Annotated in this window: 19 protein-coding genes; 5 read left to right on the forward strand and 14 right to left on the reverse strand. The window is 71.1% G+C overall.

Annotated elements, in window-relative coordinates; genetic code table 11:
- Positions 1–74: 74 nt before the first annotated feature.
- From ACIRG6_RS01505 to ACIRG6_RS01515, 3 genes are all read right to left on the reverse strand, one after another.
- Positions 75–986, reverse strand: coding sequence for a sugar ABC transporter permease (locus ACIRG6_RS01505; protein ID WP_239768510.1), 912 nt, complete (start codon positions 984–986; stop codon positions 75–77).
- Positions 987–999: 13 nt separating this feature from the next.
- Positions 1,000–2,004, reverse strand: a complete 1,005-nt coding sequence (locus ACIRG6_RS01510; protein WP_225636307.1) for a carbohydrate ABC transporter permease — start codon at positions 2,002–2,004, stop codon at positions 1,000–1,002.
- 107 nt (positions 2,005–2,111) lie between these two features.
- Complete coding sequence (locus ACIRG6_RS01515; protein ID WP_239768508.1) at positions 2,112–3,383, reverse strand: extracellular solute-binding protein; 1,272 nt, start codon at positions 3,381–3,383, stop codon at positions 2,112–2,114.
- 378 nt (positions 3,384–3,761) lie between these two features.
- On the opposite strand from ACIRG6_RS01515, the gene ACIRG6_RS01520 reads away from it, so the two are divergent.
- On the forward strand, positions 3,762–4,796 hold the full coding sequence (locus ACIRG6_RS01520; protein ID WP_189228115.1) for a LacI family DNA-binding transcriptional regulator: 1,035 nt from the start codon (positions 3,762–3,764) through the stop codon (positions 4,794–4,796).
- Positions 4,797–4,880: 84 nt separating this feature from the next.
- Positions 4,881–5,744 carry a phosphatase PAP2 family protein gene (locus ACIRG6_RS01525; protein ID WP_364677456.1) on the forward strand — a complete coding sequence of 288 codons (864 nt, stop codon included), beginning with the start codon at positions 4,881–4,883 and terminating at the stop codon, positions 5,742–5,744.
- A 146-nt stretch (positions 5,745–5,890) separates the two neighbouring features.
- Here ACIRG6_RS01525 and ACIRG6_RS01530 read toward each other — a convergent pair whose 3' ends face one another.
- On the reverse strand, positions 5,891–8,893 hold the full coding sequence (locus ACIRG6_RS01530; protein ID WP_350721839.1) for a bifunctional [glutamine synthetase] adenylyltransferase/[glutamine synthetase]-adenylyl-L-tyrosine phosphorylase: 3,003 nt from the start codon (positions 8,891–8,893) through the stop codon (positions 5,891–5,893).
- 193 nt (positions 8,894–9,086) lie between these two features.
- On the opposite strand from ACIRG6_RS01530, the gene ACIRG6_RS01535 reads away from it, so the two are divergent.
- A complete protein-coding gene (locus ACIRG6_RS01535; RefSeq protein WP_364677453.1) occupies positions 9,087–9,530 on the forward strand; it encodes a VOC family protein in 444 nt (147 codons plus the stop codon).
- 197 nt (positions 9,531–9,727) lie between these two features.
- Here the strand turns inward: ACIRG6_RS01535 and ACIRG6_RS01540 are convergent, their stop codons facing one another.
- The 3 genes from ACIRG6_RS01540 to ACIRG6_RS01550 form a co-directional block, all read right to left on the reverse strand.
- Entirely contained in the window at positions 9,728–11,482 is a 1,755-nt protein-coding gene (locus ACIRG6_RS01540) for an NAD+ synthase (protein ID WP_364677451.1), read from the reverse strand.
- Between the two features lie 65 nt (positions 11,483–11,547).
- Complete coding sequence (locus ACIRG6_RS01545) at positions 11,548–12,174, reverse strand: DUF305 domain-containing protein (RefSeq protein ID WP_364677449.1); 627 nt, start codon at positions 12,172–12,174, stop codon at positions 11,548–11,550.
- Entirely contained in the window at positions 12,171–12,839 is a 669-nt protein-coding gene (locus ACIRG6_RS01550; protein WP_364677447.1) for a DUF3105 domain-containing protein, read from the reverse strand. Before ACIRG6_RS01550 ends, ACIRG6_RS01545 begins: the two co-directional genes overlap by 4 nt.
- 309 nt (positions 12,840–13,148) lie before the next feature.
- Here ACIRG6_RS01550 and glnA point away from each other — a divergent pair, with 309 nt between their 5' ends.
- Positions 13,149–14,510: a type I glutamate--ammonia ligase gene (gene glnA, locus ACIRG6_RS01555; protein WP_189228109.1), complete on the forward strand. Its 1,362-nt coding sequence runs from the start codon at positions 13,149–13,151 to the stop codon at positions 14,508–14,510.
- A 117-nt stretch (positions 14,511–14,627) separates the two neighbouring features.
- On the opposite strand, the gene ACIRG6_RS01560 is transcribed toward glnA, so the two are convergent.
- Positions 14,628–15,047: a DUF7144 family membrane protein gene (locus ACIRG6_RS01560; protein WP_403320196.1), complete on the reverse strand. Its 420-nt coding sequence runs from the start codon at positions 15,045–15,047 to the stop codon at positions 14,628–14,630.
- Positions 15,048–15,539: 492 nt separating this feature from the next.
- Between ACIRG6_RS01560 and ACIRG6_RS01565 the strand changes: the two genes are divergently transcribed.
- Positions 15,540–15,755, forward strand: a complete 216-nt coding sequence (locus ACIRG6_RS01565; RefSeq protein WP_318218302.1) for a hypothetical protein — start codon at positions 15,540–15,542, stop codon at positions 15,753–15,755.
- A gap of 43 nt (positions 15,756–15,798) precedes the next feature.
- On the opposite strand, the gene ACIRG6_RS01570 is transcribed toward ACIRG6_RS01565, so the two are convergent.
- From ACIRG6_RS01570 to ACIRG6_RS01595, 6 genes are all read right to left on the reverse strand, one after another.
- On the reverse strand, positions 15,799–16,008 hold the full coding sequence (locus tag ACIRG6_RS01570; protein ID WP_403320199.1) for a DUF397 domain-containing protein: 210 nt from the start codon (positions 16,006–16,008) through the stop codon (positions 15,799–15,801).
- Complete coding sequence (locus ACIRG6_RS01575) at positions 16,005–16,229, reverse strand: DUF397 domain-containing protein (protein ID WP_403320201.1); 225 nt, start codon at positions 16,227–16,229, stop codon at positions 16,005–16,007. The genes ACIRG6_RS01570 and ACIRG6_RS01575 overlap by 4 nt, the downstream gene beginning before the upstream one ends.
- Positions 16,226–17,077: a helix-turn-helix domain-containing protein gene (locus tag ACIRG6_RS01580; RefSeq protein ID WP_403320204.1), complete on the reverse strand. Its 852-nt coding sequence runs from the start codon at positions 17,075–17,077 to the stop codon at positions 16,226–16,228. Before ACIRG6_RS01580 ends, ACIRG6_RS01575 begins: the two co-directional genes overlap by 4 nt.
- 114 nt (positions 17,078–17,191) lie before the next feature.
- On the reverse strand, positions 17,192–18,061 hold the full coding sequence (locus tag ACIRG6_RS01585) for an alpha/beta fold hydrolase (protein ID WP_403320205.1): 870 nt from the start codon (positions 18,059–18,061) through the stop codon (positions 17,192–17,194).
- Positions 18,062–18,176: 115 nt separating this feature from the next.
- Positions 18,177–19,397: an MFS transporter gene (locus ACIRG6_RS01590; protein ID WP_364677439.1), complete on the reverse strand. Its 1,221-nt coding sequence runs from the start codon at positions 19,395–19,397 to the stop codon at positions 18,177–18,179.
- A 105-nt stretch (positions 19,398–19,502) separates the two neighbouring features.
- Positions 19,503–20,465, reverse strand: a complete 963-nt coding sequence (locus ACIRG6_RS01595; RefSeq protein ID WP_403320752.1) for an endonuclease/exonuclease/phosphatase family protein — start codon at positions 20,463–20,465, stop codon at positions 19,503–19,505.
- Between the last annotated feature and the right edge of the window lie 245 nt (positions 20,466–20,710).

A 20,710-nucleotide genomic window follows, 5' to 3' on the forward strand; every position in this document is an offset into this window, starting at 1 on the left:
CGGTGCCGGCGGGGTCGGATGGGCACCGCGGCCGCCACCCGCGCGGTGAGGCGCGGGAGTCGGTGGGGCGGGCGTCAGCCCTTTGTGCCGCCGGCGGTGAGGCCGGTCACCAGGTTCTTCTGCACCAGGTAGAAGAACGCGGAGACGGGTATCGCGACGAGCACGGCGGTGGCCGCCATCAGGTTGCGCTGCGCGTCGTGCTCGCTGACGAAGCTCTGCAGACCGACGGCGAAGGTGTACTTCGAGTCGCTCAGCATGAACGTCGAGGCGAAGGCGACCTCGCCGAAGGCCGTGATGAAGCTGTAGAAACCGGCGACCGCGAGACCCGGCTTGGCGAGCGGGAGGATCAGCCGGAAGAAGGTGCCGAAGGGGTTCAGCCCGTCGACCCGGCCGGCCTCGTCGATCTCGAACGGGATGGTGTCGAAGTAGCCCTTGAGCAGCCACGCGCAGTAGGGCACCGCGGTCGAGCAGTAGACGAGGATCAGACCGAAGTAGTTGTCGATGAGCTGCAGCTCGGACAGGATCTGGTACATCGGCACGATCAGCACCGCGATGGGGAACATCTGGGTGACCAGCAGGACCCACATCAGCTTCCGGTAACCCGGGAAGCGCATCCGCGAGACCGCGTAGCCGGTGGTGGCGGCGACCATGACGCCGATGACCGTGGTGCCCAGCGAGACGATCAGCGAGCTCTTCAGCCAGTCGAAGAAGTTGGTGTGCTGGAGCACGAAGGCGTAGTTGTCGAAGGTCATCTTCGACCAGATGCCCCCGGGGTGCAGGTAGTCGTCCTTGTCCGGGCCGAGGGACAGGTAGACCAGCCAGGCGATCGGGAAGAGCGCGACGAGGCTCGCGACGATCAGGATGCCGTGGGAGGCCAGGGACGAGGCGCGGCTGCGCTCGCTGCGGCCGCGCACCCGGCGCTTCGGCGCGGCGGGGGCGGGGGCCTGGTCGGCCGGCGCCCCGGCCGGCACGGTGGTGGTGGTCATGGTGGCTCCTGCCTCAGTTCGCGAGCTGCTGCTCATTGCGGTTCAGCCAGCGGCGGTAGAAGGAGGTGAAGACGATCAGGATGGCCAGCAGCAGGATGCCGTAGGCGGCGGACTGCGCGAAGTCGCGCGGCTGCTGTCCGAAGCCGAGCTGGTACGCCCAGGTGACGAGGATCTGGGCGTCGGGGGCCGTGTTGCCGAAGAGCAGGAAGATCACGGCGAACTGGTTGAACGTCCAGATGATGCCCAGCAGCACGACGGTGGAGCTGACGGACCTGAGCCCCGGCAGGGTGACGTAGCGGAACCGCTGCCAGGCGTTGGCACCGTCCATCTCCGCCGCCTCGTACAGGCTGGCGTCGATGGACTGGAGGCCGCCGAGGAGCGAGACCATCATGAACGGCACACCGCACCAGGTGTTGACCATGATCGCGGCGAACCGCTGCCAGAAGACGTCCTCGAGCCACAGCGGCGTCGGCAGGTGCAGTGTTTCGAGGGCGGAGTTGATGATGCCGCTGTCGGCGAGCATGAAGCGCCAGCCGAAGACGGTGACGAAGGTCGGCACCGCCCACGGCAGGACCAGGATCAGCCGGTAGAAGGTGCGTCCGCGCAGCTTCTGGTTGAGCAGCAGCGCGAGGCCGAGACCGATGAAGTAGTGCAGGCCGACACAGAGCGCCGTCCACACGATCGTCCAGATGAAGTGCGACCAGAACCGGTCGTACGCCGTCGGTCCCCACAGGATGTCGGCGTAGTTGTCCAGGCCGATGAACTTGTAGGTGGCGTCGATGTGGTTGACACCGATGGTGCGCGCGGAGTTGAGGCTGTTGGCGTCGGTCAGCGTGAGATAGAGGCCGTACACCAGCGGGTACAGCACGAGGACGCCGAGCACGACGGCCACCGGCGCGATCATCGCGTAGGCGTACCAGTGCTTCTGGTATCCGTCTTTCACACGCCGGCCGAGGCCGGGCCGCGGGGTGCGGTCACCGCGGCGCTTGCCGGTCGCGCGGTCGATGGCGACTGTCATGGTTCGACACCTTCGGGAGCAGCAGGAAGATCAAGGGGTACGACGCGCGGGCCGGTGGCCGCCGGATCCCCTCCCCCCTGGGCGGGGGACCCGGCGGCCACACGGACTCACTTGCCGAAGTCCGGCACCAGCTTGGTCATCGCGGTCTCGACGTCACCGAGGCCCTCGTCGAGGGACTTCTTGCCGCCGGCGATCTGGGGCAGCTCGTCGTCCAGCGGGCCCCACAGGGAGCTGTACTCGGGCAGCGCCGGGCGCGGCTGGGCGGCGGGCAGGACCGTCTGGTAGCCGGCGATGCCCGGGTCGGCCTTGACCTGGGCGGTGTAGGCGTCGTCGCGGGTCGGCAGCGTGGAGTTCTTCAGCGCGACGGTCTCCTGCGACTTCGCCGACGTCATGAAGTTCACGAACTTCAGCGCCGCGTCCTGGTGCGCCTTGTCCGAACCGGCGTACACCGACAGGTTGTGGCCGCCGGTCGGGGCGCCCGCCTTGCCGGCGGAGCCGGCCGGGACGGTGACGATGCCGAGGTTGTTCTTGTCCTTGAACGCCGAGCCCTTGTAGAAGTTGGTGATCTCCCACGGGCCCTGGATCGTCGAGGCGACCTTGCCGTTGACGAACGCGTCCTGGATGTGCGCGTAGGCGTCGGCGGTGGTGTCGGCCTTGTGCAGGCCCTTGCCGTTGAACAGGCTCAGCCAGGTGCCGTAGGCCTTCTGGGCCGCGGGCGACTTGACGGTGATCTTCTTGGCGTCGGCGTCGACCGTGTCGGTGCCCTCGCCGTACAGGAACGGCTGGGCGTAGTAGCCCGCGGTGGAGCCCCAGAAGCCGTCGACGCCGGTCTTGTCCTTGATGGTGGCGGCGGCCTTCTTCAGGTCGTCCCAGGTCTTGGGGGCCTGGACGCCGGCCTTCTCGAACAGGGCCTTGTTGTAGACGAAGGCGAGCGTGTCGGTGACCAGCGGCACGCCGTAGGTCTTGCCCTCGTACTTGGCCTGCTCGATCAGGTTGGGCTGGAACTTGGCCTGGTCGGCGAGGGCCTCGGTGCCGTCGAGCGGCAGGAAGAAGCCCTTCTTGGCGAAGGCGGGGGTCCAGCCGACCTCGGAGCGCAGCACGTCCGGGGCACCCTTGGAGCCGGCGGCGGTGTCGAACTTGTTCTGCGCCTGGTCGAACGGCACGTTGACGAAGTTGACCTTGATGCCCTTGTTGGCGGCCTCGAACTCCTTGACCAGGGCCTTGTAGGTCGGCGCCTCGTTGGTCGCGTTGGAGGTGTCCCAGTAAGTGATGGTGACCGGTCCGCCGGACTCGCTGTCGCTGTCGCCGTCCCCGCCGCACGCCGTCGCCGCGAGGGCGAGGGACGCCACCAGAGCGGTGGCCGCTATGCCACGCCGCATGAGTTCTCCTTGAGGTGAAAGCCCGTGTGGTGCAGGGTCGCGGGCCCGTCCGCCGCTCCTGCCGACACCGACCGCGTCATTGCCGCCGTCGGGCGACGTGAACGTAACAGCGATGTAAGCGCGGCGAAAGGTCTTGCTGCAAAAAAGTGCAAGAGATCTCCGAAGTTATCCGTGCGTGACCTCTCAGCGACCGTCGTGAGACGCTTGTTTACAGGCCACGAGCGGTATCGGGCCGGTTGTGCAAGACTCTGCAAGCTCTTGCCGCCACATTCTCGAGGGAGCGCGATGACGCAGCAGCCCGCGCCGGGCCGTCCAACTGGCCGCCCACGGCGCCCGGTCGGTGTGCAAGGCGCCCTCCGACAGGTACAGTCCACCCCTGTGACCACACGGCTTGCCGACATCGCCGCCCAGGCGGGCGTGAGCGAAGCGACGGTCAGCCGCGTCCTCAACGGGAAGCCGGGCGTCGCCGCCACCACCCGACAGTCCGTGCTCGCCGCCCTCGACGTCCTGGGCTACGAGCGCCCCGTGCGACTGCGGCAGCGCAGCGAGGGCCTGGTCGGTCTGATCACCCCGGAGCTGGAGAACCCGATATTCCCGGCCCTGGCCCAGGTCATCGGCCAGGCGCTGACCCGCCAGGGCTACACGCCGGTCCTCGCCACCCAGACCCCGGGCGGCTCCACGGAGGACGAACTGACGGAGATGCTGGTCGACCGCGGGGTCGCCGGCATCATCTACGTCTCCGGACTGCACGCCGACACCACCGCCGACATGGAGCGCTACGAGCGGCTGCGCGCCCAGGGCGTGCCCTTCGTCCTGGTCGACGGCTTCTCGCCGAAGGTGCAGGCGCCGTTCATCTCCCCCGACGACCGCGCCGCGATGAGCCTGGCGGTCACCCACCTCGTCTCGCTGGGCCACACCCGCATCGGGCTGGCCCTCGGTCCGAAGCGGTTCGTGCCGGTGCAGCGCAAGATCGAGGGCTTCGTCCGCACCGTCCAGGAACAACTGGACCTCGACGCGCGGACCGTGGAGACGGAACTCGTCCAGCACTCCCTCTACACCCTCGAGGGCGGCCAGGCCGCGGCCACCGCGCTCATCGAGCGGGACTGCACGGCGGTGGTCTGCGCCAGCGACATGATGGCACTGGGCGCCATACGGGCGGCCCGGCAGCGTGGACTGGACGTGCCCAAGGACGTCTCGGTCGTCGGCTTCGACGACTCGCCGCTGATCGCCTTCACCGACCCGCCGCTGACGACCGTCCGCAAGCCGGTCCCGGCGATGGGGCAGGCGGCGGTGCGCACGCTCCTGGAGGAGATCGGCGGGACACCCGCGCCGCACAGCGAGTTCGTGTTCATGCCGGAGCTGGTGGTGCGCGGTTCGACCGCCTCGGCTCCGGGCGACCGGCACCGGTCCTGACCGCTCCCCCGGGCAGCGGGTGCGGCCCGGAACCGGCAGGGGGATGATCGGTGGGAGACGGCTTTTCTGGCAGACTTCATGCCTATGGGTGACGCGACCGTGAGGACTCGGGAGCGCCTGGAAGAGGGCGCTCCGCACCCCGTCACGGAGGAGACGGGGCGGGGGTTCGTGCGCCGTCTCCGCAGGCCGCGCCGGCCCCGCCTGTGGTTCGAGATCCTGCTGATCGCGCTCAGCTACTGGACGTACTCGCTCGTCCGCAACGCCGTGCCGGAGCAGCGGGGGCAGGCGCTGCGCAACGCCGACTGGATCTGGCGGGTCGAGCAGCAGCTCGGGATCGCCGTGGAGGACTCGGTCAATCGTGCCGTCGACTCGGTGACTTGGCTGGTCGTCGGCATGAACTACTACTACGCCACATTGCACTTCGTGGTGACGCTGGGTGTGCTGGTCTGGCTGTTCCGCAGCCATCCGGGACGGTACGCGGCGACCCGTCTGGTCCTCTTCGCGACGACGGGTGTGGCCCTGCTCGGTTACTACCTGTATCCGCTCGCCCCGCCCCGGCTGATGAACGGCGGGCACTTCATCGACACGGTGAAGGTCCACCAGACGTGGGGGTCGATGGCGTCCGGGGACCTGAAGAACATGTCCAACCAGTACGCCGCGATGCCGTCGATGCACATCGGGTGGTCGGTGTGGTGCGGGCTGACGATCTTCGCGCTGGCCTCGGTGCCGTGGGTGCGGGTGCTGGGGCTGGTCTATCCGGTGCTCACGCTGGTGGTGATCGTGGCGACCGCGAACCATTTCTGGCTGGACGCGGTGGGGGGTGTGCTGTGCCTGGCCTTCGGTTACGCGGTGGCCCGGGTGTGGTACGGGAGGCTGCCGTATGCGTTGCCCCGGGCGGTGCCGGGGGGTGGGGCGCGGCGGGGGTCGTGGGCGCCCACGCGCGCCTGAGGGGCGAGGTGAGGCCGGGGTGCGTGGCCCGGCGTTTGTGGCGTGCGGGGAGCTGGTGCGCAGGGGTGGGTCGTGTGGCCCGGCGTAGCGGGGTGCCGCTGCGCCCACCCGTGCCGCCCCAGCGGCACGACTGCCCGCAGCCGGGGTTACTCGTAGAACAGGTCCTCCACCACCGCTCGGGCGCGGCGGGCCGTGCGGCGGTATGCGTCGAGCATGTCGCCCGCGTGGCCGGGGCCGTGGCCGAGGTAGCGGCCCACCGCCGCGAGTTCGCGCGGGTCGGTCGGGAACGTGTCGCCGGCCCGTCCGCGCACCAGCATCACCGCGTTGCGCACCCGCGTCGCCAGCACCCACGCCTCGTCCAGCGTCGCGGCGTTCTCCTCGGAGATGAGCCCCGCCCGGGACGCCGCCGCGAGGGCCTGCCGGGTCCTGGTCGTGCGCAGACCCGGTTCCGCGTGGCCGTGCCGCAGCTGCATCAGCTGGACGGTCCACTCCACGTCGGACAGACCGCCCGGCCCCAGCTTGGCGTGCAGCTTGGGATCGGCGCCGCGCGGCAGCCGCTCGGACTCCATGCGGGCCTTGAGCCGCCGGATCTCCCGTACGGCCTCCTCGGACAGCCCGTGCGCCGGGTACCGCAGCGGATCGACCAGCTCGGTGAAGCGCCGCCCCAGGTCCTCGTCGCCGGCGACGAACTCGGCCCGCAGCAGCGCGTGCGACTCCCACGTCAGTGACCAGCGCCGGTAGTAGGCCGCGTACGACTTGAGCGTGCGCACCAGCGGTCCCGACTTGCCCTCCGGCCGCAGGTCGGCGTCGACGATCAGGGGCGGGTCGGCGCTGGGCACCTGGAGCAGGCGGCGCATCTCGGCGACCACCTTGTTCGCGGCGTCCGCGGCCTCCCGTTCGTCGACCCCGTCCCGGGGCTCGTGCACGAACAGGACGTCGGCGTCCGAGCCGTAGCCCAGCTCGTGCCCGCCGAACCGGCCCATGCCGATGACCGCGAACCGGGTGGGCAGGGTGTCCCCCCAGCCCTCGCGCACCACGGCCCGCAGGGTGCCCGCCAGCGTCGCCGCCGTCAGGTCCGACACCGCGGCGCCGACCCGGTCCACCAGGGCTCCCTGGTCGGCCTCGACGGGCTGCGCCTCGGTGCCGTAGGAGCCGACGATGTCGGCGGCGGCCGTACGGAACAGCTCGCGGCGCCGCACGCCGCGCGCCGCCGTGACCGCCTGGACCGCGCCGTCCGCGCGGCGCACCGCGGCGAGTATCTCCTGCTCCAGCTGGGCCCGCCCGCGCGGCGCAAGCCCCCCGGCGTCGCCGTCGCCGAGGAGCGCCACGGCCTCGGGCGCCCGCATCAGCAGGTCGGGGGCGAGCCGCCCGGCGGACAGCACCCGGGCGAGGTTCTCGGCCGCCGCGCCCTCGTCCCGCAGCAGCCGCAGGTACCAGGGCGTCTTGCCGAGCGCGTCGGAGACCTTGCGGAAGTTGAGCAGGCCCGCGTCCGGGTCGGCGGAGTCGGCGAACCAGCCCAGCAGCACCGGCAGCAGGGTCCGCTGGATCGCGGCCTTGCGGGTGACGCCGGAGGCCAGCGCCTCCAGGTGCCGCAGGGCGGCGGCCGGGTCGGCGTACCCGAGGGCGACCAGCCGCTCGCGGGCCGCGTCGGGGCGCAGCCGGGTCTCCCCCGGCGCCAGCTGGGCGACCGCGTCGAGCAGCGGCCGGTAGAACAGCTTCTCGTGCAGCCGGCGTACGACGGCGGCGTGCCGCCTCCACTCGCGCAGCAGCCCGGTGACCGGGTCGTTGCGCAGGCCGAGGGAACGGCCGAGGCGCCGCAGGTCGGCCTCGTCCTCGGGCACGAGGTGGGTGCGCCGCAGCCGGTGGAGCTGGATGCGGTGCTCCATGGAACGCAGGAAGCGGTACGCCTCGTCGAGCTGGGCGGCGTCCGCCCGGCCGACGTAGCCGCCGGCGGCGAGGGCCTTCAGGGCGTCCAGCGTCGTGCCGCTGCGCAGCGACGTGTCGGCCCGCCCGTGCACGAGCTGGAGCAGCTGCACGGCGAACTCGACGTCGCGCAGGCCGCCCGGGCCCAGCTTGAGCTGGCGGTCGACCTCGGCGACGGGGATGTTCTCCACCACCCGGCGGCGCATCTTCTGCACGTCGGCGACGAAGTTCTCGCGTTCGGCGGCCTGCCACACCAGGGGCTGGAGGGCGGCGACGTACTCGCCGCCGAGGGCCAGGTCGCCGGCGACCGGGCGGGCCTTGAGCAGCGCCTGGAACTCCCAGGTCTTGGCCCAGCGCTGGTAGTAGGCGACGTGGCTGCTGAGGGTGCGCACCAGCGGGCCGTTGCGGCCCTCGGGGCGCAGGTTGGCATCGACGGGCCAGATGGTGCCCTCGACGGTCGTCTCGGAGCAGATCCGCATCATGTGCGAGGCGAGGGAGGTCGCGGCCCGCAGCGCCTTGGTCTCGTCGGCCTCGGCGATGCCTTCCGCCGGCTCGCCCACGAAGATGACGTCGACGTCGGAGACGTAGTTCAGCTCGTGTCCGCCGCACTTGCCCATCGCGATCACCGCCAGCCGGCACAGCGCGGCGTCCTCGGGCGCGGCCTCCTCGGCGAGCCGCAGGGCGGCGCGCAGGGTGGCGGTGGCGAGGTCGGCGAGCTCGGCGGCGGTCTCGGCGACGTCGATGGTGCCGCACACGTCGCGGGCGGCGATGGACAGCAGGCAGCGCCGGTAGGCGACGCGCAGGGAGACGGGGTCGGTGGCCCCGGCGAGGCCGCCCTCGAACTCCGCCACGCCCCGGTGCAGGTCCCGCGGCTCGTAGGTGACGAGGGCCTGCCAGTCGCCGGCGTGCCGGGCGAGGTGGTCGGCGAGCGCCTCGGAGGCGCCGAGCACGCCGAGGAGACGGTCGCGCAGCGGCTTGGCCGCTATCAGGGTGTCCAGCAGCTCCCGGCGCGCGGTGGGGTCGGGCTGTGCCTCCAGGAGGCGGACCAGGCCGTGCAGGGCGAGGTCGGGGTCGGCGGTGGCGCCCAGCGCCTCCAGCAGGACCGGGTCGTTGCGGACCGGTGCCAGCTCCACGCCGTCCAGCAGCCGCTCGGCGGCCGAGGGATCGGTGAAGCCGTGCCGCAGCAGTCGCGTGAAGGTACTGCTCCTGCGCCCCGGCGCCGTCATCTCGGCCTCCTGTCGGACCTGCGGGACCGGTGGCACCGGACCCGTCGGATCAAGGTCGTACGGCCTTGAGCGTAACCGGGGAGCCGCGGCCGGGCGCAGGGGCGGACGGCGCCGTCCGTGATCCGGTGGCCGCCGCGCGGGGAGTTCCGTCCTTTCGGTGGCGCGGCGGGCCGTCATCGGCTTCGGTGAAGGCATGGACTTCACCCTCGAAGTGATCCCGCTGCCCGTGACGGACATCGACCGCGCCCGGGATTTCTACCGGGACAAGGTCGGCTTCCACGTCGACATCGACCAGGAGGTGATGCCGGGGATGCGGATCGTCCAGCTGACGCCCCCGGGCTCGGGCTGTTCGGTCGCCCTCGGCGACAGCATCTGGGAGATGTCCCCGGGTCCCAGGCCGGCTCCCGGTTCCTACCAGGGGCTCCAGCTGTGCGTCGCCGACATCAAGGCGGCCCACGCGGAACTGGTGGGCCGCGGCCTGGAGGTCTCCGAGCCGGTGCAGTACGCGCCGGACGACGGTGCCACGTTCATGTACTTCACGGACCCGGACGGCAACGGCTGGGCGATCCAGGAGTACCGGCGCCGGCGGACGGAGCCGCTGCACCAGGTGCTGGCGGACCTGAAGCGGCAGCGGTAGGGGGTGTCGTTCGGATCAGGCCGACTTCAGGCAACAGTGCCTTGCAACGGGCCCGAGCGGGGTCTGGTGCGTGCAGCTGCAAGGCGGAGGAGGGCGCCAGGGCGGAGCCCTGGCAACCGACGACAACGCCGCAGATGCGCGTGCCAGGCCCCGCGACCCCGGCAAGATCCGAACGACACCCCCTAGGCGCGCCGGCGTCAGGCCGTCTCCCGCCAGCGGTTGGTGATCGGCAGGCGGCGGTCCTTGCCGAAGCCCTTCGCCGAGATCTTGGTGCCCGGCGGGTACTGGCGCCGCTTGTACTCCGCGGTGTCCACCATGCGCAGCGTCCTGGTCACCAGCTCCCGGTCGTACCCGGCGGCGACGATCTCGTCCGCGCCCCGGTCCTGGTCGACGTACAGCGCGAGGATCGCGTCGAGCACCGGGTAGTCCGGCAGGGAGTCCGTGTCGACCTGCCCCGGGCGCAGTTCGGCGCTCGGGGGCTTGGTGATCGAGTTCTCCGGGATCGGCGGGGTCCGGCCGCGGTCCCGGGCGGCGCGGTTGCGCCACTCGGCCAGGCGGAAGACCGACGTCTTGTACACGTCCTTGATCGGGCCGTAGGCGCCCACGGAGTCGCCGTACAGCGTCGAGTAGCCCACCGCCAGCTCCGACTTGTTGCCGGGCGCCAGGACGATGTGGCCCTCCTGGTTGGAGATCGCCATCAGCAGCGTGCCGCGCAGCCGCGACTGGAGGTTCTCCTCCGCGAGGCCGGTCAGGCCGAGCGAGCCCATGTACGCGTCGAACATCGGCTCGATCGCCACGGTGCGGTAGTTCAGGCCGGTGCGCCGGGCCATCTCCGCCGCGTCGTCCTTGGAGTGCTCGGAGGAGTACTTGGACGGCATCGACACGCCGTACACGTTCTCCGCGCCGACCGCGTCGCAGGCGATCGCCGCGACCAGGGCGGAGTCGATGCCGCCGGACAGGCCGATCAGCACCGAGCGGAAACCGTTCTTCGTGACGTAGGCGCGCAGGCCGGTGACGAGGGCCGAGTAGACCTCCTCGTCGTCGTCGAGCCGCTCGGCGTACCCGCCGGTCAGCTCGGGCTCGTAGGCCGGGACCGGCTCCTCGGACAGGACGACCCGGTCGATGCGCAGCCCGTCGTCCACCACGCCGGCGGGCGCGGCCGCGGCCGCGCCCGGCAGGTCCAGGTCGAGCACCATGCAGCACTCGGAGAACTGCGGGGCCCGCGCCACGACCTCGCCGTCGGCGCCGACCACGATGGAGTCGCCGTCGAAGACGAGCTCGTCCTGGCCGCCGGTCATGGCGAGGTAGGCGGTGGTGCAACCGGCTTCCTGGGCGCGCTTGCGGACCAGTTCCAGCCGGGTGTCGTCCTTGTCCCGTTCGTAGGGCGAGGCGTTGACGGAGAGCAGCAGCCCGGCCCGCGCCGAGCGGGCGGCCGGCACCCGGCCGCCGTCCTGCCACAGGTCCTCGCAGATGGCGAGGGCGACGTCGACGCCACGCACCCGCAGCACCGGCATGGTGTCGCCGGGGACGAAGTAGCGGAACTCGTCGAAGACGCCGTAGTTCGGCAGGTGGTGCTTGGCGAAGCTCAGCACCACCTCGCCGCCGTGCAGCACGGCCGCCGCGTTCTGCGGGGCGCCGGCCGGCTGGCCGTACTTCGGCTGGGCGGTCGCCGAGCGGTCGAGGTAGCCGACGACCACGGGCAGGTCGCCGAGGCCCTCGTCGGCGAGGCGGGCCGCGAGGGAGCGCAGGCCCGCGCGGGAGGCCTCCACGAAGGACGACCGGAGGGCCAGGTCCTCGACGGGGTACCCGGTCAGCACCATCTCCGGGAAGGCCACCAGGTGGGCTCCCTGCTCGGCGGAGTGCCGGGTCCAGCGGACGACCGACTCCGCGTTCCGGGCGATGTCGCCGACACTCGAGTCGATCTGGTTCAGGGCGAGTCGTAGCTGAGGCACACGGCCAGTGTAATCGTCAGACCGACGCTATGGGGGGTGATCCCGTTTCCGGTGTCGGGCCGGCGTCAGGCCTCCGGTTTCGCGCCGCGCTCCGCCAGCAGGTCCGCCATCAGCCGGATCTCCGACTCCTGCGACTCCACCATTCCCCGGGCCAGCCGCTTCTCCACTCCGACCGTGCACTTGCTCGCGCAGCCCTCGGCCATGTGGACGCCGCCCTTGTGGTGCTCGGTCATCAGCTGGAGGTAGTAGACCTCGGCCTGCCGGCCGCTCAGGCCGGCGAGCTTCTTCAGCTGGGCGTCGGTGGCCATCCCGGGCATCAGCGAGCCCTCCCCCGCCGACGGCATGTCGCCCATGCCCATCCAGGTCATGGGCGGGTCGGACGACACCTTCGGCAGCCCCCACAGGTCGAGCCAGCCGATCATCATGCCCCGCTGGTTGGCCTGGGTCTGCGCGATGTCGTAGGCGAGCCGCCGCACCTCCTCGTCCTCGGTGCGGTCGCGCACGATGTACGACATCTCCACGGCCTGCTGGTGGTGCACCGACATGTCCCGCGCGAACCCGGCGTCCGCCGAGCCCGCGGACGGGGTGCCGGCCCCGCCGTCGTCGCCGGCGACCGCGTAGGTGATGGCACCCGCCGCGACGAGCACCGCCGCGGCGGACCCCGCGATCCAGCCTGCCCGCCTGGGTTTCACTGCGACAGCCCGTTGGTGCACGCGGCCCCCGGCTCGGGGGTCTGCTCGCCCTGGACGAACTTCTCGAAGAACTTGTCCACGTTCGGGTCGTCGGCGCCGGTCACCGTGCGCTGGTGGCCCCAGGCGGACAGCACGATCGGCTCCTTCTGCTTGTCGTCGGGGCTCATCAGCGAGTACGGCGTCTTCTTGACCTTGGCGGCCAGCTTCTCGACGTCGGCCTTCGGCGCCTTGTCGCTGTACGTCACCCAGACCGCGCCGTGCTCCAGCGAGTGCACGGCGTTCTCGTTGTTCAGCGGCTTGCTGTAGACGTCGCCGTCGCAGTTCATCCAGACCTGGTTGTGGTCGCCGCCGACCGGGGGCTCGACCGGGTACGTCACCTTCTTGGCGACGTGGTTGCGGGAGAGGGTGCCCTGCCAGGTCTGCACACCGTCCTCGCCGGCGACGAACTTGCCGGAGGTCTTGGAGTCGGTGGCCGCCGTGTCGTCGGAGTCGTCGGACTGCGAGCGCACGAGGACGACGCCGCCGACGACGAGACCGACGACGACCACGACGCTGATCCCGATCGTGAGGATCCGGTTCCGGCGGTCGCGGGCCTCCTCGGCGCGTCGCATCTCCGCTATGCGGGCCTGTCGCGCCGTGTTGCTGCTCTTCTTGGCGGAACCCATGGGGTGTGCCCTTCTGGGAAAACGGGGGGCGGTGAGTGCGCTGATCGTAATGGTGAGGGAGGGGTATTTCGTAGGGTGGTCACGTGATCCGACGCGGCGGGGCCACAGGAATGGCCCGATCGAACACGCGGCCTCTACGCTGCGGGTGAGCGGTACACGCGGTCCGGCCCCGTTCAGGCCGGGGCCGGCCGGCCGATCAAGGTCCGCAACGCGTACGAAACGGTGCTGTGGTGTGATGCTCAGGTGCCCGACCGCCTTCCCCTCTACCGGAGACAGGCGGCCTGACCAGCAAGGATGGGGAAGCGGAAGATGGACAAGCAGCAGGAGTTCGTGATCCGGACGCTCGAGGAGCGCGACATCCGGTTCGTACGCCTGTGGTTCACGGACGTGCTGGGCTTCCTCAAGTCCGTGGCCGTGGCCCCGGCCGAGCTGGAGCAGGCCTTCGACGAGGGCATCGGCTTCGACGGCTCCGCGATCGAGGGCTTCGCCCGGGTCTACGAGTCCGACATGATCGCCAAGCCGGACCCGTCGACCTTCCAGATCCTGCCCTGGCGCGCGGAGGCGCCCGGCACGGCCCGGATGTTCTGCGACATCCTCATGCCGGACGGCTCGCCGTCCTTCGCGGACCCGCGCTACGTCCTCAAGCGCGCCCTGGCCCGCACCTCCGACCTGGGCTTCACCTTCTACACGCACCCGGAGATCGAGTTCTTCCTGCTGAAGGACAAGCCGGTCGACGGCTCGGTGCCGACGCCCGCCGACAACTCGGGGTACTTCGACCACACACCGCAGAACATCGGCATGGACTTCCGCCGTCAGGCGATCACGATGCTGGAGTCGATGGGCATCTCGGTGGAGTTCTCCCACCACGAGGGCGCCCCCGGCCAGCAGGAGATCGACCTGCGCTACGCGGACGCGCTGTCCACGGCGGACAACATCATGACGTTCCGCCTGGTCATGAAGCAGGTCGCGCTGGAGCAGGGCCTGCAGGCCACCTTCATGCCGAAGCCGTTCTCGGAGTACCCGGGCTCGGGCATGCACTCGCACCTCTCGCTGTTCGAGGGCGACCGCAACGCGTTCTACGAGTCGGGCGCGGAGTACCAGCTCTCCAAGGTCGGCCGCTCCTTCATCGCGGGCCTGCTGCGGCACGCGGCGGAGATCTCCGCGGTCACCAACCAGTGGGTGAACTCGTACAAGCGCATCTGGGGCGGCAGCGAGCGCACGGCGGGCGCGGGCGGCGAGGCCCCGTCCTACATCTGCTGGGGCCACAACAACCGCTCGGCGCTGGTCCGCGTCCCGATGTACAAGCCCGGCAAGACCGGCTCGGCCCGCGTCGAGGTCCGCTCCATCGACTCCGGCGCCAACCCGTACCTGACCTACGCGGTCCTGCTGGCCGCCGGCCTGAAGGGCATCGAGGAGGGCTACGAGCTCCCGCCGGGCGCCGAGGACGACGTGTGGGCCCTGTCCAACGCCGAACGCCGCGCCCTGGGCATCGAGCCGCTCCCCCAGAACCTGGGCGAGGCCCTGGCCCTGATGGAGCACAGCGACCTGGTCGCCGAGACCCTCGGCGAGCACGTCTTCGACTTCTTCCTGCGCAACAAGCGGCAGGAGTGGGAGGAGTACCGGTCCCAGGTCACCGCGTTCGAGCTGCGGAAGTCGCTGCCGGTGCTGTAGGGGCGGGTCAGAGCGAGATTTCCGCTGTGGACGACGAAGGGGCCGACGGTCGGGGGATCGTCGGCCCGCTGGTGCGTCTTGCCCAAGTCCTCGGAATGGGCGGGGTGGCGACCCCGGTCAAGCGATGGCGATCCGTGCCATGCCCCACAGGATGATCAGGTCGAGCGTCATCACGCTGATCGACCACAGGGGGTAGTACGGGATGAACATGAACTGGGTCACCAGGCTGATCGAGGCGGTCGTCAGTCCGGCCGCGCGGCCCCAGCTCATCGCTCGCAGCATCCCGACACCGACGATGACCATCGCAACGCCTACGACGAGATGGATCCAGCCCCAGCTGGTGAGGTCGAACCTGTACTCGTAGTGCCGCGGAACGCCGAAGAGACGATCCTTGGCGATGCCGGCGATGCCCTGGAGGATGCTGAGGATGCCGCTGATGAGGAGCGGTACACCGAAGTATCTGATCGGTCCCGTCGGCCGGCCATCGTTCTGAGCGCCCCTGGTCTCGTGCCGTGCTCCATGAGGCATGTCCGCCATGACCTGTCAACCCTTCGACTTGGGGCGGTCGTCACCGCACCACACGGGGGCGGCGGGAAGCGAGCGCGTCCGTCGCGGTCCCAGCGTCACCCGCGAGTAGCCGCGCGGCGACCGCACTGGGGCATACGGGTCCGCTCCGGATAGCGGTGGGCGGAGTACGGCGATCGCACCGTCCCCGAAAATCCCTCGGACCTGCACACCGTTCATCGCACGGTCACGCGGACGGGGCGGGGCGGTGGCGGGCGGGGCGGCCGCGCGCGTCCCGGCCCCGGGAAAGGTTCCCCCACCGGGGGAAAGCGTGAAGACGGGGGCTCGTTCCCCGACCGCATGCACACACGGTGAACGCTCAACAACCCGCAGATGGTGGGTTGTTCGTCAGCATGCTTTGATCAGCGCGCGGCATCCCGGTGATCGGTTCCGGACTCCCCGATCCGGAGCCCGGGCGTGCACGCTCCACCGCTCCGATTCTTTCGCGCGAAGGGAAGACCTGTCATGAATCTCGTCCCCCAGGTCGAAACGGCTGAACTCTCCGACACGGACCTCGACCAGGTGTCCGGCGGCCATGTCGGCCTCGACGCCGGCGCGGCCGTCTTCACGGCCGGCGGTGGCGTCGCCGCGGGCCTGTACGCGGAGGCCGGCCCGGTCTCCGTCTGCGCCGGCCTCGGCGCCTCCGTGGGGCACGGCCAGGCGCGCACCACGAGCATCTGAGTCACAGCACGCCGGGCCCCGGACCACCGCGTCCGGGGCCTGCTCAGCTCCCGCCGGTGCCGGCCACGAACCCTGCCCATGCCGCCCGGGTGACGGCGAGGCGGGGGCCGTCGGGGCGCTTGGAGTCACGGATGTGGACGGTGGCGGTCGCGGTGGCTATGGCGACCTCGACGCAGTCGTTGCCGTCTCCGCTGCTGCTGTAGCTGCTCTTGAACCATGCCGCTGCGGCGGAATCCTTCAGGAGGGCACTCATGCCGCGGCTGCCTCAAGCCGGTCACGTGCCTTGACGAACTCCGCCCAGGCGGCCGGGGTGACGGCGAGGCGAGGGCCGTGCGGTCGCTTGGAGTCGCGGACATGAATGGCGGCGGGACCTATTGCGACCTCGACGCAGTCGCTGGGGTTGCTGGTATCGCTGTAACTGCTCTTGAACCAGGTCAGGTCGGCGAGGTCTCGGGATGTGTCCTTGCGACTCATGTCTCCCCCAGCAGTTGTTCGATGAAGGCCACTGATTCCCTGGCGCTCAGTGCCTCGGCCCGGATGATCCCATAGCGCAGTTCGAGGATGCGCAGGTGCCGGGGCTCCGTGACAGGCCGGTTGCCGAACTCGTCGTCGGCCCGGCCGACCGCAGTACCGTCGTCGAACTTGAGCACCTGAATCCGCCCCGCTCCCGGGTGGTCACCGCGAGATGTCAGCATCACCTGGATCTCTACGTGCCGCAGTTGCGCGACCTCCAGGAGATGTTCGAGCTGCCTGCGCAGGACCATCCTGCCGCCCACAGGCCTTCTGAGCGTCGCCTCTTCCTGGACAAAACTGAGTTCCGGGGCCGGGGCACGCTCGAACACCGCTTTGCGCCCCATACGCGCGGCGAGCGCACTCTCGATCTCGTCCTCCGAGAGAGCCGGCCGACGCGTACGGAGAAGGGCGCGCGCATACTCCTCCGTCTGGAGAAGCCCGTGCAGGCTGTAACTGCCGTACGAAAGCGACTCGACCGCTCGCGATTCCAACTTCGCCAAGTCACGCACCTGCTTGGGATACCGGACCTTCTTCACGTCCTCCCAGGTCGCGGCGAGGAGCCCGCTCGCCCCCAGCACCTCGTCCGCCTTCTCCAGGTACTCCCGCCGGGGAATCCGCTTCCCGCCCTCGATCTTGTAGACAAGGTCCTCCCCGTACCCCACCGCCGCCCCGAAGTCGCCCGCCCGCATCCCCACCGCCTCGCGCCGCAGCCTCAGCTGCCGTCCGACGGTGGCGATGACCGCCACGCCCCACTCGTCGTCCGGGTCGACCTCCCACCCCGGCTCGTCCGTCCCGCCGTCCACCGACATCCGCACCCCTCCGCCGTACGCGCCGTATCGCGACGCCGCTCACGGTAGGCGGGCGGGCCCGGGCGGATGAGGTGGTCGAGGCTCCCGGCACGCGAACGGGTGACCGACGGCTTCTCAGCGGCGGACGTTGTCCAGCAGCGACGTCAGGATCGCCTCGGCGTGGGTCCACAGCACGGCGCCGCCGATGCCGGGGACGACCCGGCGGTGGGCGTGGGGCAGGCGGGCGGCGAGCAGGGCGCCCTTGTCGGGCGAGTGGCTCGTGTCCTGTGCGCCGTACCAGATGTCCACCGGCACGGTGATCGCGTCGAGCGCGAACGGCCAGCGTCCCATGGCGAGGACGGTGTCCCGGGCGTATCCGGCGGCGCCCTGGGTGAATCCCTCGGCCAGGGCCTGGCGGTACGCGGTCGAGAACTCGGGGTTCTGGTAGACGGCGAGGTCGCAGGCGGGGCTGCCTCCCATGACCAGGTCCCACATCGCCTCCGCGTCGAAGCCCGCGAAGAACTCCTCGGTGGCGGCCGGGTCCCGCACGGCCCGTTCGGTCAGGGTGCGCAGCTCCGCTGGCAGGGCGGCGGCGAACTCGGGGGCCGCCACCTCGTCCGCGGCCGAGACCAGGGACAGCGCGCGGGCGGCTCCGGCCTCCGCGCAGGCCAGCGCGAACGGGGCGCCTTGCGAGTTGCCGACCACGGCCGGGCGGCCCAGGCCCCGTAGAGCGCACAGGGCGCGCACGTCGGCCGCGAAATCGGCGAAGGTGCGGCCGGGAACGGGCGTGGAGGCGCCCAGTCCGGGACGGTCGACGGAGATCAGGCGGACGCCGAGCGCGTCGACGACGCCCGCGCCGAAGCCGAGCCGGCGGCTCGTGGCCGCACCGGGACACAGTAGGACGGGCACACCGTCCCGGGCGCCCCACTCGGCCCAGCCGAGCAGGCGGCCGTCCGGCAGGCGCGTCTCACCGAGGCGGGCGGGATCGGCGGTGAAGGCAGCCATGGCCCGCATCATGCAGCGGGGCGGAGCGCCTCCGCACGGCCTTTTCCGCCGACCCGGCGGGCTGCACATCGGCCCGCCCCACCGCCGGGCCCGCCCAAGGGGCCGCGGCCCGCCGTCACCGCCGTACCGTCTCCGCCACCCCCGGTACGTGCCCCGCGACCACGCGCTCGCGGCCGACGGCCGCGGCGGTGGCCCGGCGGTCCACCGTGTAGGCCGTGGCCGCGACCGCCAGGCCGAGGACTGCCAGGGCCGCGCCCGCCAGGGCCGGGGACGTGGTGCCGAAGCCCGCCGCGAGGGTGAGGCCGCCGATCCAGGCGCCGCCGGCGTTGGCGAGGTTGAAGGCGGCCTGGTTGGCCGAGGAGGCGAGGGACGGGGCCGCGGAGGCCTTCTCCATGACCATCAGCTGCAGGGGCGAGCCGGTGATGAAGGCGGCCATGCCGAGCAGCGCCACCGCGAGGGCCGCCGTGACCTCCGTGCGCATCAGGAGGGGGAAGAGCGCGAGGACCACGACCAGGGAGGCGAGGCCGCCGAAGAGCGTGCCCCGCAGGGAGTGGTCCGCCAGCCGGCCGCCCAGCAGGTTGCCCGCGGTGGCGCCGACGCCGAAGAGGGCCAGCAGCAGGGTCACGCTCGCGTCGGCGAAACCGGCCGCGTCCGTGAGCATCGGCGTGATGTAGCTGTAGGCGGCGAAGAGCGCGCCGAAGCCGGCGACCGTGGTGCCGAGGGCCAGCCAGACCGGCAGGGAGCGCAGGGCGGCCAGTTCGCCGCGCAGGCCGGTCGTGGGGGCCGGGGCGTGGTCGCGCGGGATCAGTGCCACGAGGGCCGCTATCGCCGCGACGCCGATCGCGCTGACGCCGAGGAACGTGGCCCGCCAGCCGAGCTGCTGGCCCATGGCGGTGGCCGCGGGGACGCCGACGATGTTGGCGACCGTCAGGCCCAGGAACATCAGGGACACGGAGCGCGCCTTGCGTTCCGGTGCCACCATGCCGGTGGCGACGACCGCGCCGACGCCGAAGAAGGCGCCGTGCGGCAGACCGCTGACGAAGCGGGCGGCGAGCAGGGAGACCTCGCCGGGGGCGACGGCCGACAGCGCGTTGCCCACGACGAAGAGGACCATCAGGGCGATCAGGACCGTGCGGCGGGACATCCGCGCGGTGGCCGCCGCGAGCAGCGGGGCGCCGATGACGACGCCGAGGGCGTACGCCGAGACCAGGTGTCCGGCGGTGGGGATCGAGATGTGCAGGTCGTCGGCGACATCGGGCAGCAGGCCCATCATCACGAACTCGGTCGTGCCGATGCCGAAGGCGCCCACGGCGAGGGCGAGCAGGGCCAGGGGCATGAAGGGTCTCGCCTTTCGAGAGCGGAGGTGTGCGTACGGGAGGGGACTGTCGTATGTTCCCGTACGGAACAAAGACTCTCAGGGCGAGTATTCCGGCGGCGAATCTCAGGAAGCCGTTGTGTCGACCTTCACACGCGCGGCGATCGGCAGATGGTCGCTGCCGGTCTCCGGGAGGGTCCAGCTCGTCTCCGGTTCGACGCCCGTGACGAGGATCTGGTCGATGCGGGCCATCGGGAAGGACGCCGGCCAGCTGAAGCCGAAGCCGTCGCCCGCGGCGCCCTGCGGGGAGCGCATCTGGGAGGTGATCGCGGTGAGCGCGCGGTCGTTCATGGTGCCGTTGAGGTCGCCGAGCAGGATCTTGCGGGGCAGCTTCTCGTCGGCGATGGCCTCGCCGAGGGCGTCGGCGCTCTTGTCCCGCTGCCGGGCGGTGAAACCGGCCTCCAGCTTCACCCGGACGGAGGGCAGGTGGGCGACGTACACGGCGACCGGCCCGGAGGGCGTGGCCACGGTGGCGCGCATCGCGCGCTTCCAGCCCAGCCGGATGTCGACGGCCTTCACGTCGCTCACCGGGTACGTGCTCCACAGCCCGACGGTGCCGACGACCGCGTGGTGCGGGTACTTCGACTCCAGCGCCTTCTCGTACATCGGCACGGCGGACGCCTTCAGCTCCTCCAGGGCCAGCACGTCCGCGCCGGCGGCGGCCACGGCACGGGCGGTGCCGGCCGGATCGGCGTTGTCGGCGTTGACGTTGTGCGTGGCCACCGTGAGGTCGCCGCCGGCGCCGGTCTTGTCGAAGAGCAGGCCGCCGAAGAGATTCAGCCACACGCTCACCGGCAGGACGAGCGCGATCAGCGCCGTCGCCGACTTGCGGACGAGGGCGATCACGAACAGCACCGGGACCAGCAGGCCGAACCACGGCAGGAAGGTCTCGGTGAGGCTGCCGAGGTTGCCGACGGCGTTGGGGATGTGCGAGTGCGCCGCCATCACGACGGCCAGGACGACGGCCACCGCGGCCGTGATCAGGCCCCGGCGCCAGATCCGCCGGTCGCCGCGCCAGCCGGTGGCCATCCGGTCGAACAGGCGCCGGAGCCGGGGGCCCCGACGCTCGGGTCCCGAGCCGCCGTTGTCCGTCTCCGTCATGTACGCCTGCTGCGCCATACCGCCGCCTCACTGCCTGCCGTGCATACCGTCGCCCCCCGTGTCTCAGCACCCTAGGGGATGATCGGTTCCGTTCATGCCGTCCCATGACGGCCGTACGGGCACGAGGACGTACGAGCCTGCGTCCGGAGTTCCGAACACCCCTGGGGCCAGGG

It is taken from the genome of Streptomyces flaveolus (assembly GCF_044765825.1).
Taxonomy (GTDB): Bacteria; Actinomycetota; Actinomycetes; order Streptomycetales; family Streptomycetaceae; genus Streptomyces; species Streptomyces flaveolus.